The sequence below is a fragment of the Streptomyces sp. NPDC052023 genome (assembly GCF_044548465.1).
In the GTDB taxonomy this organism is placed as follows: Bacteria; Actinomycetota; Actinomycetes; order Streptomycetales; family Streptomycetaceae; genus Streptomyces.
The window spans coordinates 125,312-138,981 of record NZ_JBIUBW010000010.1; the positions used below are offsets into that span (position 1 = coordinate 125,312).

Sequence of the window (13,670 nt, forward strand, 5' to 3'; positions counted from 1 at the left end):
ACGTATTCCATTCAACTTTCAACCTCTTCGGTGGAGGGTCGGATAACCTCACGTGTCACTCCACCGATGGCATCGGCGCGACATGAATCCTGCGTGGCCCGCAGCTGACGACTTTGTGCGACCCCTACAACGCCGAAGCCCTCTGAGCAGTCGGAACGCCTGCATCCCGCACCGGTTCTGTTCAGGGGTACCAGGAAAACGCCCCGGAGACTGTACGGAGTCGACGGCTCGCATTCCTTGCTCCTCTTCGTAAGGTCGCTACATGACCGTTTTGGATGAGGCGACGGGTGAGTCGACGAGCGAGCCCATGGGTGAGCCGACGGACGCGCGCGGGCGCGTGGCCGAACTGCACGAGATCCGCGCGCAGGCGGTGGCCGGCCCCAGCGAGAGGGCGACCGAGGCGCAGCACGCCAAGGGCAAGCTGACCGCCCGCGAGCGCATCGAGCTGCTCCTCGACCCGGACTCCTTCCGAGAGGTCGAGCAGCTGCGCCGGCACCGGGCGACGGGCTTCGGCCTCGAGACCAAGAAGCCGTACACCGACGGTGTCATCACCGGCTGGGGCACGGTGGAGGGCCGCACGGTCTTCGTCTACGCCCACGACTTCCGTGTCTTCGGCGGCGCGCTCGGCGAGGCGCACGCCACGAAGATCCACAAGATCATGGACATGGCCATCGCGGCCGGTGCCCCGCTGGTGTCGCTCAACGACGGCGCCGGCGCCCGCATCCAGGAGGGCGTCAGCGCCCTCGCCGGTTACGGCGGCATCTTCCAGCGCAACACCAAGGCGTCCGGCGTCATCCCGCAGATCAGCGTGATGCTCGGCCCGTGCGCCGGTGGCGCGGCCTACTCGCCCGCCCTCACCGACTTCGTCTTCATGGTCCGCGAGACCTCGCAGATGTTCATCACGGGCCCGGACGTGGTCAAGGCCGTGACCGGCGAGGAGATCACCCAGAACGGCCTCGGCGGCGCCGACGTGCACGCCGAGACCTCGGGTGTCTGCCACTTCGCGTACGACGACGAGGAGACGTGCATCGCCGAGGTGCGCTACCTCCTGTCGCTGCTGCCGCAGAACAACCGGGAGAACCCGCCCCGGGTGGACTCCTCCGACGCCCCCGACCGGCGCTCCGACGTCCTGCTGGACCTCGTCCCGGCGGACGGCAACCGGCCCTACGACATGGCCAAGGTCATCGAGGAGATCGTCGACGACGGCGAGTACCTGGAGGTCCACGAGCGCTGGGCGCGCAACATCATCTGCGCCCTGGCCCGGCTGGACGGCCAGGTCGTCGGCATCATCGCCAACCAGCCGCAGGTGCTGGCGGGTGTCCTGGACATCGAGGCCAGCGAGAAGGCCGCGCGCTTCGTCCAGATGTGCGACGCCTTCAACATCCCGATCGTCACCTTCCTGGACGTCCCCGGGTTCCTGCCCGGTGTCGACCAGGAGCACGGCGGAATCATCCGCCACGGCGCGAAGCTGCTGTACGCGTACTGCAACGCGACCGTCCCGCGCATCTCCCTGATCCTGCGCAAGGCCTACGGGGGCGCCTACATCGTCATGGACAGCCAGTCCATCGGCGCCGACCTCACCTACGCCTGGCCGACGAACGAGATCGCGGTGATGGGCGCGGAGGGCGCCGCCAACGTCATCTTCCGCCGCCAGATCGCCGACGCCGAGGACCCCGAGGCCATGCGGCAGAAGATGGTCAAGGAGTACAAGTCCGAGCTCATGCACCCGTACTACGCGGCCGAGCGCGGACTTGTGGACGACGTCATCGACCCGGCCGAGACCCGCGAGGTCCTCGTCCGCTCCCTGGCGATGCTGCACACCAAGCACGCCGACCTGCCGTCGCGCAAGCACGGCAACCCCCCGCAGTAACCCAGCGGACCTTCCGCGGCACCCTCGCGGAAACCTCATCCACGGAGACTGACTGCCATGAGCACTCCTGACATCCGCGTCGAGAAGGGCCACGCCGAGCCCGAGGAAGTGGCCGCCCTCACGGCCATCCTGCTGGCCCGCGCGGCGGCCCACACGTCCACGGCGGCCCCGGCGCACGGCGGCCGCGCGAAGGCCGGCTGGCGCCGCCTGGAACGCGAGCCCGGCTTCCGCGCCCCGCACAGCTGGCACGGCTAGGACATCCACGCAAGAGGGGCCCCTCCGCGTCGGAGGGGCCCCTCTTGCGTCGTCCGTCGGCAACCCTGAACGGGCGAAGGGCCCCCTCCGACGCGGAGGGGGCCCTTCGGGGGTCGTACGGCTGCCTACCGCAGGCGCGCCATGAGCGCGTGCTCGACCAGCGTGATCAGCGCCGACTTCGCGTCCGCGCGGTGGCGGGCGTCCGTGGTGATGATCGGGGTGTCCGGGCCGATCTGGAGCGCCTCACGCACCTCGTCGGGCTGGTACGGCTGCTGGCCGTCGAAGCCGTTGAGGGCGATGACGAACGGCAGACCCGAGTTCTCGAAGTAGTCGACCGCGGGGAAGCAGTCGGCCAGCCGGCGGGTGTCCACGAGGACGATCGCGCCGATGGCGCCGCGCACCAGGTCGTCCCACATGAACCAGAAGCGGTCCTGGCCGGGGGTGCCGAACAGGTACAGGATCAGGTCCTGGTCCAGCGTGATGCGGCCGAAGTCCATGGCGACCGTGGTGGTCGTCTTGTCCCCGGTGTGGGTGAGGTCGTCGATGCCGGCCGAAGCTGACGTCATGACGGCCTCGGTACGCAGCGGGTTGATCTCCGAGACGGCCCCGACGAACGTGGTCTTGCCCACGCCGAAGCCACCCGCCACCACGATCTTCGCCGAGGTGGTGGAGCGGGAAGGACCGCCGCTAGAGCTTGCGAAGTCCACTGAGCACCCTTTCGAGCAGTGTCACGTCTGGCTGGCCACCGGCGTTCTCGTCGCCGCCGGGCTGATGGATGGCGACCAGGCCCGCCTCCGCCAAGTCGGCGACGAGGATCCTGGCCACGCCGAGAGGGATCGTCAGGAGGGCGGAGATTTCCGCCACCGACTTGATCTCGCGGCAGAGGTTGCAGATCCGCTGATGCTCGGGCAGTTGGCCCTGCATCTGATGCGGCTGCGCGGTGGTGTGCACCAGTGCCTCGATGGCGAGCTGGTAGCGCGGGCGCGTCCGGCCGCCGGTCATGGCGTACGGGCGCACCAGGGGGTTGTTCGACGCCCCGGCGGGCGCCGGCTCAGGGGTGCGGCGCTGCGGCTGCACGGGCTGGATGCGCGGCGCGTTCGGCTGGTCGTACGGCGAGGGGCCAGGGCCCTGTGGCGCGTACGGCTGCCGGTGGCTCGGTGAGGAGGGGAAGTTGTACCGGTTCTGGGAACCGTCGTTCTGCCCCTGGCCAGGGCCGTACGACCAGTTGCCCGAAGATGAACCGCTTGGGGGTGTTGCCACTTTCTCCTCCTCCGACTGTGCCGGGCACCCATCGCTGTGGAGCCGCGTCCCGAAACCTTACGGCCACGGGACGCGAAATCGCACCGTCTGTCTCTTAGTTGAGAAGGCTTCCTTGGAGCTCCGCACGAAGATCCGGAGTCAGCACCGTGCCCGCACGGTCGACCAGAAGCGCCATCTCGTACCCAATGAGGCCGATGTCCGCTTCGGGGTGCGCGAGAACCGCGAGCGACGACCCGTCGGAAATGGACATGATGAACAGGAATCCTCGCTCCATCTCCACAACCGTCTGATTCACGCTGCCGCCCTCGAAGATGCGCGAGGCACCGGCGGTCAGTGAGGTCAGACCTGAGGCGACGGCCGCGAGCTGGTCGGCGCGGTCGCGGGGGAAGCCTTCGGACATCGCCAGAAGGAGTCCGTCGGCGGAGACCACCACCGTGTGGGACACCCCGGGGGTGTTGTCCACGAAGTTGGTGATCAACCAGTTCAGGTTCTGCGCCGCCTGGCTCATCGGGCTCACACTAACGCTCCTGGTTGTAGGTGCTGTCAGGACCGAAGCCCTGGCCGTTCGTTTCACTTCCTGCGGTGCGTCCCCGCTGCACTCCCCGGCGCAGGTTGCTCAGCCTGCCCCGGACGTCCTCGGGAGCGCGGGAGACCTGGGGGCCGCCCTGCGGGGTCGACTCCGCGGTGCCTTCGACCAGATTGGCCTTGGGCACCCGCCGCGGCAGGCCGGAGGACGTGACCCCGCCCGCCTTGGGCTTGCGCAGCTGCGAGGCCTGCTGCCAGCGCTCGTCGTTCGCCGAGCGCCAGTTGTCGTCGGCGTCGCCGTCCGCCGAAGGGGCGGCCGCCTCCCGGTTCACGGGCCCGCCGGCCGCCTGGCCGCCACCGGTGGACCCCCGGCGGGGAAGGCCGGCGTCGGTCAGCGCGTGCGCAGCGGTGCCGCCCGGCCCCTGACGGTCGAAGCCTACGCGGTCCCGCTCACCCGCGTCAGTGGCCTGCGCGGATTCCGCTTCGGGAGCGTACTGGTCGCCGTAGCCGTTCTGGTAGCCGTCGCGCTGCTGCCAGTCGCCCTGGTAGGACGGCTCTTCGAATGCCGAGAAGGTCTCCGAGGGACCGGACCCGGCCGGCGTGTGCTTCTCCTGGACCGGCTCCGCATAACCCGGTTCCGGATAGCCGCCGTTGGTCGGGAAACCATCGCTCTGCGGCATCCCGTTCGGCGCGTAGTACTGCTCCTCGTACGACTGCTGCTGCTGGTCCTCGTACGACGTCTGCTCCTGGTACGCCGACTGCTGACCGTAGGCCGGGGCCTGGTCGGGGTAGGCGTTCTGGCCGTTGTCGTAGGGCCGGCCGCCGTTGTCGTAGTCCTGGCCCTGGCCGCCGTCGAAGCCGCCGTCACCATACGCCTGGGTCTCGGCGTGCTCCTGGCCGGGCTGGCCGTGGGTCTGGGCCTCCAGGGCCGCACGGCGCCCCCCACGCATCAGGGAGCGGCCCACCGGGTCCAGGTCACGGAGGTCGTCCGGGACCTCGGTGTAGCGGCTGTCGTCGAAGCCGAGCTCGGCCGCCGTGCGCATGGGCTGGCTGAAGCTCTCACCCGGGAACTGCTGCTCCGGGATGATCTGCGAGACGGTGAACTCCTCGCGCTCCGGGGCCTGCTCGCCGCCACCGCCGTGGGTGATGGCGTCGGGGAGCATGACCAGCGAGGTGGTGCCGGCCTGCTCGCCGGAGGGGCGCAGCTGGACGCGGATGCCGTGCCGGTCGGACAGCCGGCCGACCACGAACAGGCCCATGCGCTGGGAGATCGCGGCGTCCACGGTCGGCGGGTTGGCCAGCTTGTGGTTGATGTCCGCGAAGTCCTCGGCGGTCAGGCCGATGCCCTTGTCGTGGATCTCGATCATCACGCGGCCGTCGGGCAGCCGGGTCGCGGTGACGCGGACCTTGGTCTGCGGGGAGGAGAACGTGGTCGCGTTCTCCAGCAGCTCGGCCAGCAGGTGCACGAGGTCGGTCACGGCACGGCCGTGGATCTCGGCCTCGGGCACGCCGGATATCTCGATGCGCTCGTACTGCTCCACCTCGGAGGAGGCGGCGCGCACCACGTCGACCAGCGGGACCGGCTGGTCCCAGCGGCGGCCGGGCTCCTCGCCCGCGAGGACCAGGAGGTTCTCGCCGTTGCGGCGCATACGGGTGGCCAGGTGGTCCAGCCGGAAGAGGTTCTCCAGCTGGTCCGGGTCGGCCTCGTTGTTCTCCAGGTCGGTGATCAGGGTCAGCTGGCCCTCGATCAGCGACTGGTTGCGGCGCGAGAGGTTGGTGAAGATCGCGTTGATGTTGCCCCGCAGCAGGGCCTGCTCGGCGGCGAGCCGGACGGCCTCGCGGTGGACCTGGTCGAAGGCCCGGGCGACCTCGCCGATCTCGTCCGTGGAGGAGATCGGGATGGGCGAGACCCGGGTGTCGACGCGGCCGGGGTCGGTGCGCGAGAGCTGGTCGACCAGCATCGGCAGCCGCTGTTCGGCGATGCCGAAGGCGGCGTTGCGCAGCTGGCGCATGGAGCGGCTCATCTGGCGGGCCACCATGCCGGCCAGGATGAACGCGGCGAGCAGGGCGATCACGACGATCGCGCCGGTGATGAAGGCGTCCTGCCTGGCGTCGTCGGCGATGCTCGCGGCCTCGTTCACCGCGGTGTCGGCCAGGTCCGACTCGATCGTCCGGTACGCGTTGTACTTGAGGGTGTTGACCGCCCACCAGTTCTCGGCGGTGATGCCCTGCTGCGCGAGCGCCTCACGCGCGGAGGCGTCGGTCGTGGTCAGACCCGCCATGGCCCCGATCATCACGGTCGGGTCGGACGGCGGCGCCTTGTAGTCCGGGTCCTTGGCCAGGGCTTCCTTGGCCTGCTGCTGGCCGTCCGCCTGGATCTGCTTCTTGGCGTCCTCGAGCTTCTGCGCGTCGGCCTCGGTACCACCGCCGATGTACTCCTCGACGGCGATGCCCTCGAGGTAGGCGTACGAGGAGAGCGCCACGCGCTGCTTGGCCAGGTCGGAGTCCTTCGGACCCGGCTTGACCAGCAGGTGCGTGCCGATGGACCGCTCCAGCGACAGCGCGGCCTTGGTCAGCGAGATCGCGTAGACCGTCCGGCCGTAGCTGGTGATGTTTCCGGTGCCCAGGCCGAGCTCGTTGGCGAACTCCATCAGCGGGTGGGTGACCTCGACGTAGCCCTCCTCGGTCTTCACACCGTCGAGCTTCGAGGTGTAGGCGACCTGGCGCAGCGCCTGGAGCTTGGGCTCCGCCTCACGGAACAGGCTCAGCCGGCGCTCCAGGCCCGGCTTCTGCGGCATGCTCTGGGCGGCCTCGTCGAAGGCGTCCGCCGCGGCGTCCGTCTTCTTGCGGGCCTGCGTGACCGTGGCCTGGTCGCGGCCGAGCAGCAGCGGGGCCGCGGTGACGTCACGCTCGTTGGAGAGGGCGTCCGCGTAGGTCAGGGAGGCCCGGACCAGACGCGCGGTGCTCTCCGCGTCCTCGGCCTCCTGCCAGGTGTCGATCGAGCTCTTCACCTGGAAGCCGCCCATGACCAGGCCGACCAGTACGGGGATGAGCAGGATCGCGTTCAGCCGGGTCGCCACACGCCAGTTGCGCGGGGAGAAACGGCCGCCGCTCGGAGTGGGCGTCGCCACCTGCTCCGAACCGGGCACGACGGGGGCGGGCGCCGCTCCGCGCGGCGGCGGGGTGAAGTTGCCCCGGGCGGGCGGCTCGGGACCTTTGTTGCTTCGCCTCACTCGACCAACAACCTCTCGGCGGCGGGCACCTTCGTCGTGCCGCAGTGTCTCAGAGCCCAGTTCGCCATCGACCACTGAGTACGTCTTTGACCTTTGGGCAGTTCAGGCATTCCAGCACGTCGACCTGCGCTCTTCCAAACATGGGAAAGGGCGGATTCCCGTGCAGGTATGGCCCAGATAAAACGGTCATAAAGAGCGAGCCCCGCCAAATGACGGGGCTTTTGTGCGCGCAGCGACACCGGATGACCGCGACGCGTGGCGGTGCTCCTGGATTCCTCTGCCGAAACGTTATGAACACCGGAGCCGACCGTGTCAAAGGCCACAGCCGGCTCCGCCGCCACGATGACGATGCCTACGGCAACTGCCGTACGGCGACGATCACTTGAGTGCTACTTCAGCCGCGCCATCAACGCGTGCTCCACCAGCGTGATCAGCGCGGACTTGGCGTCGGCCCGGTGCCGGGCGTCGGTGGTGATGATCGGGGTGTCCGGGCCGATCTGGAGCGCCTCGCGGACCTCTTCCGGCGCGTAGGGCTGCTGTCCGTCGAAGCCGTTGAGGGCGACGACGAAGGGCAGACCGCTGTTCTCGAAGTAGTCCACCGCCGGGAAGCAGTCCGCCAGCCGGCGGGTGTCCACCAGCACCACCGCGCCGATGGCGCCGCGTACCAGGTCGTCCCACATGAACCAGAAGCGGTCCTGGCCGGGCGTACCGAACAGGTACAGGATCAGGTCCTGGTCCAGCGTGATGCGGCCGAAGTCCATCGCCACCGTGGTGGTGGTCTTGTCCCCGGTGTGCGTGAGGTCGTCGATGCCCGCGCTCGCGGACGTCATGACGGCCTCCGTGCGCAGCGGGTTGATCTCCGAGACGGCGCCGACGAACGTGGTCTTGCCCACGCCGAAGCCGCCCGCCACCACGATCTTGGCAGAGGTGGTGGCACCTCTCGGTTCAGAGCTTGCGAAGGCCACTGAGCACCCTTTCGAGCAGTGTCACGTCGGGCGCACCGCCGTTGCTCTCGTCGCCGCCGGGCTGGTGCACGGCGACGAGTCCGGCCTCGGCGAGGTCCGCGACGAGGATCCGGGCCACCCCGAGCGGCATGGCGAGCAGCGCCGAGACCTCGGCGACCGACTTCACCTCACGGCACAGGTGGCAGATGCGCTGGTGCTCCGGGAGCAGCCCCATGAGCACTGCCGGGTCGGCCGTGGTGCTGATCAGCGCCTCGAGGGCGAGCTGATAGCGCGGCCGGGTCCGGCCGCCGGTCATCGCGTACGGACGGACCAGCGGCTGGTCGCCCTCGTCCCCGTACGGATCTGTGTACGGATCATGAGAGGCGGTGGGCGGGGTCATGAATCCTCCGGGCGGGACAGCAAGTTGGTCAGTCGTGCCGTCTGACGGGGGCCGGTGGGGGGATTGTGTCGGCCGGACGGTGATTTGGTGAGACGGGTGGATCCGCGTGCGTTAGTGGAGCAGACTTCCTTGCAGTTCGGCGCGGAGGTCCGGCGTGAGCACTGCTCCCGCACGGTCCACCAGCAGCGCCATCTCGTAGCCGACGAGGCCGATGTCGCACTCGGGGTGCGCGAGAACGGCGAGGGACGAGCCGTCCGAGACGGACATGAGGAAGAGAAATCCCCGTTCCATCTCCACGACGGTCTGCGCGACGTTGCCGCCCTCGAAGATCCGCGACGCCCCGGCCGTCAGCGAGGTGAGTCCCGACGCGACCGCCGCGAGCTGGTCGGCGCGGTCGCGCGGAAAACCCTCCGACATGGCCAGGAGGAGACCGTCGGCGGACACGACGACGGTGTGGGACACCCCGGGGGTGTTGTCCACGAAGTTGGTGATCAACCAGTTCAGGTTCTGTGCCGCCTGGCTCATCGGACTCAACTAACGCTCCTGCTGGTGAGTGGGGCTCGGGAAACTGCCCGTCTGGCCGGACCCGGCCTGACGGCCCTGTGCGATACCCCGACGGAGGTTGGTAAGCCGGCCACGCACGTCCTGTGGGGCGCGCGAGACCTGCGGACCGCTCTGGTGCGGCTGCTGCTGTGCCGTGCCCGGGACGAGGTTCGCCCGGGGCACCCGGCGCGGCAGGCCGGAGGTGGTGACACCGCCCGCGGCCGGCTGCCGCACACGCTCTGCCTGCCGGACGAGGTCGTCGTTCGGCGAGCTGCGCCATGCGGCGGCGGGACGCTGAGGGGCCGAGGGGCCCTGCGGTGCCTGGGGGGCCTGGGGGGCCGACGCCGGGCCGCTGCCCTGCGGACGCTGGGCCGGGCCCGGCTGGGACTGCTGACCGGGCCGGCCCTGCGGGCCCGCCTGACCCTGCTGAGCCGGCTGGCCCGGCTGGCCTGCCTGGCCGCGGAACCAGTTCGTCTCCAGCGTGTCGTACAGCGGCGTACGTCCGTCACCGGGACCCGAGGCCGGCGGCAGCGCCTCCGGCTCCTGGCGGGCGGGCCGCTGCGGATGCTGCGGGGCGGGCGACCGCCGGCCTCCGGCGTCACCCTGCGGACGCTCGAACTGGCCGGTGCCCGAGGGGTTCTGGTGGCCGGGCAGCGCGTGCTGCCCGGTGGACGAGCCGTCGTACCCGTACTGGCCGGTAGCCCCGTTGTCGTAGCCCGACGCTGCCGGGAACTGGCCCGTGGAAGCGTTGTCGTAGCCCTGCGGCGTGGCGTACTGGCCGTTCGCGCCGTTGTCCTGCCGCTGGTGAGGCGCGGGGTACTGGCCCGTGGAACCGTTGTCGTACGCCTGCGGTACGGCGAACTGGCCCGTGCCGGACGGGTTGTTCGGGTTGCCCTGGTTGCCCGGGGCGCCGAAGACGTCCTGGCGGACGAACTGGCCGCCGCCCTGCGGGGCGTTCATGCCGGGGCGCGGGAAGTCGGCCGGGCCGGCCGGGTTCTGCCGGTCGTCCCTGCGGGGAACCGCCGGGATCTCCGCGGTCGCGCCCGGACCGTTCCGGTCGTCGATCCTCGGCATCGGGGCCGTCTGGGACGGGTCCCGCTGCTCGTCGTGGCCGCGCGGGGTGTCCAGCGCGGCACGCGGCACCGGCGGCTGGGCGTTCTCGTCGCTCCAGCTCGGGCGCTGCTGCTCGTCACCGCCCGGCAGTTCGGCCCGGGCTCCGCCACGCGGCGGGAGCTGCGGCTGACGGCCACGCCGGCCGCGCTCGCCACCGGCGTTCCCGTTGCCGCGCTGCGGCGCCACGGAGCCGCGGGCCTCCTGGCCCTGCGGGGGAACCGGAGCCTGGGCGTTGCTTGCACCGGCGCCCGGCCGGCCCTGCTGCGGGGCCGGGGGAGTCTGCTGTCCACGTGCCCCGCCCGGCGCACCGCCCGGCAGTGCGGCCCGCGGTCCCTGACCGGCGCCGAGCCGGCCACCACCGGGGGCACCGGCGCCGAGAGCACCGCCGCCCGGCGCACCCGCGCCGAGCGAGGAGCCGTTGCCACGCCGGGCCGCGGCCACACCGGCGGCGGCCTGCGCCGCTGCCGGACCGCCCGCGCCACCGGGGCCGCCCTGACCGGGCTTGCCCTGCGGCTTGCGGCCGCCCTGGGCCACGTCGACCGGCAGCATGACCAGCGCGGTCGTACCACCCGAGTCGGACGGGCGCAGCTGGATGCGGATGCCGTGGCGCTGCGAGAGGCGGCCGACCACGAACAGACCCATGCGGCGGGAGACGGAGACGTCCACGGTGGGCGGCGAGGCGAGCCGCTCGTTGATCTGGGCGAGGTCCTCGGGGGAGAGGCCGATGCCGGTGTCGTGGATCTCGATCAGCACCCGGCCGTCGGGCAGCGCGTGACCGGTGACCTTGACCTTGGTCTGCGGCGAGGAGAACGAGGTCGCGTTCTCCAGCAGCTCGGCGAGCAGGTGCACGAGGTCGTTGACGACGCGGCCGGCCACTTCGGTGGTCGGCACCGAGGCCAGCTCGATGCGCTCGTACTGCTCCACCTCGGACGCGGCGGCGCGGAGCACGTCGACCAGCGGGACCGGACGGGTCCAGCGGCGGCCGGGTTCCTCACCCGCGAGGACGAGGAGGTTCTCGCCGTTCCGGCGCATACGCGTGGCGAGGTGGTCCAGCTTGAACAGCGAGGCCAGCTGGTCCGGGTCGGCCTCGCGGGACTCCAGCTCGGAGATCAGCGACAGCTGGCGCTGGATCAGACCCTGCGAGCGGCGCGAGAGGTTGGTGAACATCGCGTTGACGTTGCCCCGCAGCAGGGCCTGCTCGGCGGCGAGGCGGACCGCCTCGCGGTGCACGTCGTCGAAGGCGGTGGCCACCCGGCCGATCTCGTCGCGGGAGTGCACACCGACCGACTCCACGGACGTGTCGACGTCCTGCGGGTCGGCCTCGGACAGCTGCTTGACCAGCTCGGGCAGCCGCTCCTGGGCGACCTTGGTCGCGGTGTCCTCCAGGCGCCGCAGCGAGCGGATCATGGAGCGGGCCACCACGAAAGCGCCGACCAGCGAGACGCCGAGCACGATCAGGACCAGCACACCGGAGATGATCGCTTCGCGCTCCGACTCGCTGCGCAGCTCGCGCGCCTTCTGCTCCATGTCCTCCAGCAGCGTGCGCTCGATGTTCTTCATCTGCTGGATCTTGGTGGAGCTGTCGTCCAGCCAGTCCCGGTACGACCGCTTCTCCAGGCCGGCCAGACCGTTCTCCCGGCTCAGCGCGCGGCTGGCGTACTTGTCGGTGGCCTCGATGGTCGCGTTGCCCTGGTCGATGGGCTTGAGCAGCTCCTCGGCACCGTCGCCGTAGATGCTGGAGAAGCTGCGCAGCTCGGAGACCTGGCTCTCCAGCGCCGACTCGGCGTACAGCCGGTCGTTCTCGGAGAGGTCACCGAAGGTCTTGTTGCTGGCGGGCAGGGCCGCCGCCAGGACCGCGCGCTGGATCGACGCGTACTCCTTGGCGGAGGAGAACGCGGACAGTGCGCGGGTGCGCTGGATCATGTCCGGGTTGCTGGTCGCCTCGGCCATGTCCTGCGAGAGGTCCAGCAGGTGCGTGATGAGGCGGTGGTAGGCCTCCACGGTCTGCGTGGAGTTGTCCTCGGCCTCGTAGGCGTTGTTGCGGATCTCGTTGAGGCTGTTCAGGTCGCGGGCCAGACCGACGAGGCTGTCGCGTACGCCCTGGAGGTTGCCCTCCTTGCTTGCGGAGTCGACCTCCTCGGACGCGGCGAGGAAGTTGTCCAGCGCCCGGTCCGTCTTGTCCTGGAAGCCCTTGACCGTGATCGCGCTGGCGGTCGAGCCGTGGGCCAGCGGGCCGGCGGACTGGTCGCGCTCCTCCTGGAGCGCGGCGGCCAGCTCGGTGGCCTGCTTGGTCATCTCGGTGAGCAGCTTCATGTTGTCGAGCTGCTCGATGTCGTCCATGGACTGGCTGATGCGCAGCGCCCCGAGCGAGGTGGCCGCGACCACCGGGAGCGTGAGCAGAGCCACCAGGCGGGTCGAGATGCGCCAGTTGCGCAGCGCTATTCGCGGCCCTGGACCTGTCGGGCCCTGCGGCGGCCTCACCGCCGGAGCGGAGGCCGCGGAGCCCGTGGACGCCGGGGCGCCGGGGCGCCCGGAGGCCGTGGACGCGCCGGGTCGCCCGGAGCGCGCACCGCCGTCACCGGACGGGGCCGGGCCCTGGGCGTGCTGGGGCGAGGAACCGCGGTCGGTCCCGCCGTGCGGCTCCGGCTCCGCCGAAGCACTGCCATCCCTCTTGAAACGTCCCTGCACTAGCGTCGCAACCTCTGGACCAGGCGCCCCTCCGCGTGAACGGAAGGACGGTGTCGGCGTCGTCGGGAGCGCCCTGAATACGCACCCGGGTGGTCGTGAGTGACCGGCGCTGGACTCCCCCTGTCTCGCCGCTCACTCGTCAGGAGCGACGCAGATTCGCGCCCCCCTGTGCGCCGGCTCGATCCTGCGGCGGTCCGTGGAATTCCAGCACAGTGCAGGATCTCCAACAAGGCCAGTTGGTCAGGCTGTGACCTCCGTGACACCACGTGAGGGTGACGTCACGACATGTAGAAGGGGCTCCGCCTTATAGCGGACATACCCGAACGAGTCGCCGGAGTGCGCCGGGTGTCCCAGTCGCCATGATCAGGAGCGGAATGCGCGCTTCAGGGGCCCAATGTCCGTTTCGTTGGCATGAGTTGCCAGCCGGAATTGACCGAATTGAGCCCGCGTTCGTGAGGAAACTCACACGGAGCTCAGAGGGGCTTCCCGCCGTCGGCGGGGAATCGGATGTTTAGCCTGACGCTTTACAAGAGGCAACGTTCTGCCAACCGGCGCCTCCGGCGCCCCGTACACGACAGGGTTCAGTACAACCGTGAAGACGACGACGATGTTCCGTATGACAGCCAACCCGCGGCGCACCACCCTGGCGCACCTCGAGGACGCCGACGACCTGGCGCCCCTGGACCTCCCGGAGCACTCCGTCGACCTCCCGGCCCGGACCGCGAACCCCCGGCGCACGGTCCTGATGGTCGCACCCGTCGCGGCCGTCGCCGGCGAGTAGTCCCGCCGACGCCATCAGGCGCCCCGCACGTCGTTGCGCGGGGCGCCTGACCTTTGCC

11 protein-coding genes are annotated in these 13,670 nt (G+C 70.4%); 3 read left to right on the forward strand and 8 right to left on the reverse strand.

All coding sequences use genetic code 11. The features are described from left to right. The first annotated feature begins 262 nt into the window (after positions 1-262). Both ACIHCM_RS21235 and ACIHCM_RS21240 read left to right on the forward strand, forming a co-directional pair. Positions 263-1,870, forward strand: coding sequence for an acyl-CoA carboxylase subunit beta (locus tag ACIHCM_RS21235; protein ID WP_399898062.1), 1,608 nt, complete (start codon positions 263-265; stop codon positions 1,868-1,870). A 57-nt stretch (positions 1,871-1,927) separates the two neighbouring features. After that, the gene (locus ACIHCM_RS21240) at positions 1,928-2,125 is read left to right on the forward strand and encodes an acyl-CoA carboxylase subunit epsilon (protein WP_399898064.1); all 198 of its coding nucleotides are present in this window, start codon (positions 1,928-1,930) and stop codon (positions 2,123-2,125) included. A gap of 125 nt (positions 2,126-2,250) precedes the next feature. Here ACIHCM_RS21240 and ACIHCM_RS21245 read toward each other — a convergent pair whose 3' ends face one another. From ACIHCM_RS21245 to ACIHCM_RS21280, 8 genes are all read right to left on the reverse strand, one after another. Continuing rightward, positions 2,251-2,832 carry an ATP/GTP-binding protein gene (locus ACIHCM_RS21245; protein ID WP_030216560.1) on the reverse strand — a complete coding sequence of 194 codons (582 nt, stop codon included), beginning with the start codon at positions 2,830-2,832 and terminating at the stop codon, positions 2,251-2,253. After that, positions 2,813-3,385: a DUF742 domain-containing protein gene (locus tag ACIHCM_RS21250; RefSeq protein WP_399898066.1), complete on the reverse strand. Its 573-nt coding sequence runs from the start codon at positions 3,383-3,385 to the stop codon at positions 2,813-2,815. Before ACIHCM_RS21250 ends, ACIHCM_RS21245 begins: the two co-directional genes overlap by 20 nt. A 94-nt stretch (positions 3,386-3,479) precedes the next feature. Next, positions 3,480-3,893, reverse strand: a complete 414-nt coding sequence (locus ACIHCM_RS21255; RefSeq protein ID WP_004983065.1) for a roadblock/LC7 domain-containing protein — start codon at positions 3,891-3,893, stop codon at positions 3,480-3,482. A gap of 10 nt (positions 3,894-3,903) precedes the next feature. Then, entirely contained in the window at positions 3,904-7,143 is a 3,240-nt protein-coding gene (locus ACIHCM_RS21260; RefSeq protein WP_399898068.1) for a nitrate- and nitrite sensing domain-containing protein, read from the reverse strand. A gap of 389 nt (positions 7,144-7,532) precedes the next feature. Then, positions 7,533-8,108 carry an ATP/GTP-binding protein gene (locus ACIHCM_RS21265; protein WP_218515851.1) on the reverse strand — a complete coding sequence of 192 codons (576 nt, stop codon included), beginning with the start codon at positions 8,106-8,108 and terminating at the stop codon, positions 7,533-7,535. Then, a complete protein-coding gene (locus ACIHCM_RS21270) occupies positions 8,089-8,487 on the reverse strand; it encodes a DUF742 domain-containing protein (protein WP_399898070.1) in 399 nt (132 codons plus the stop codon). Before ACIHCM_RS21270 ends, ACIHCM_RS21265 begins: the two co-directional genes overlap by 20 nt. 111 nt (positions 8,488-8,598) lie before the next feature. Beyond that, positions 8,599-9,012 (reverse strand): roadblock/LC7 domain-containing protein, encoded by a 414-nt coding sequence (locus ACIHCM_RS21275; RefSeq protein ID WP_003973453.1) that lies wholly within the window; start codon positions 9,010-9,012, stop codon positions 8,599-8,601. Positions 9,013-9,021: 9 nt separating this feature from the next. After that, positions 9,022-12,831, reverse strand: a complete 3,810-nt coding sequence (locus ACIHCM_RS21280; protein WP_399898072.1) for a nitrate- and nitrite sensing domain-containing protein — start codon at positions 12,829-12,831, stop codon at positions 9,022-9,024. Between the two features lie 592 nt (positions 12,832-13,423). Between ACIHCM_RS21280 and ACIHCM_RS21285 the strand changes: the two genes are divergently transcribed. Beyond that, on the forward strand, positions 13,424-13,612 hold the full coding sequence (locus ACIHCM_RS21285) for a hypothetical protein (protein ID WP_399898074.1): 189 nt from the start codon (positions 13,424-13,426) through the stop codon (positions 13,610-13,612). The last annotated feature ends 58 nt before the right edge of the window (positions 13,613-13,670 follow it).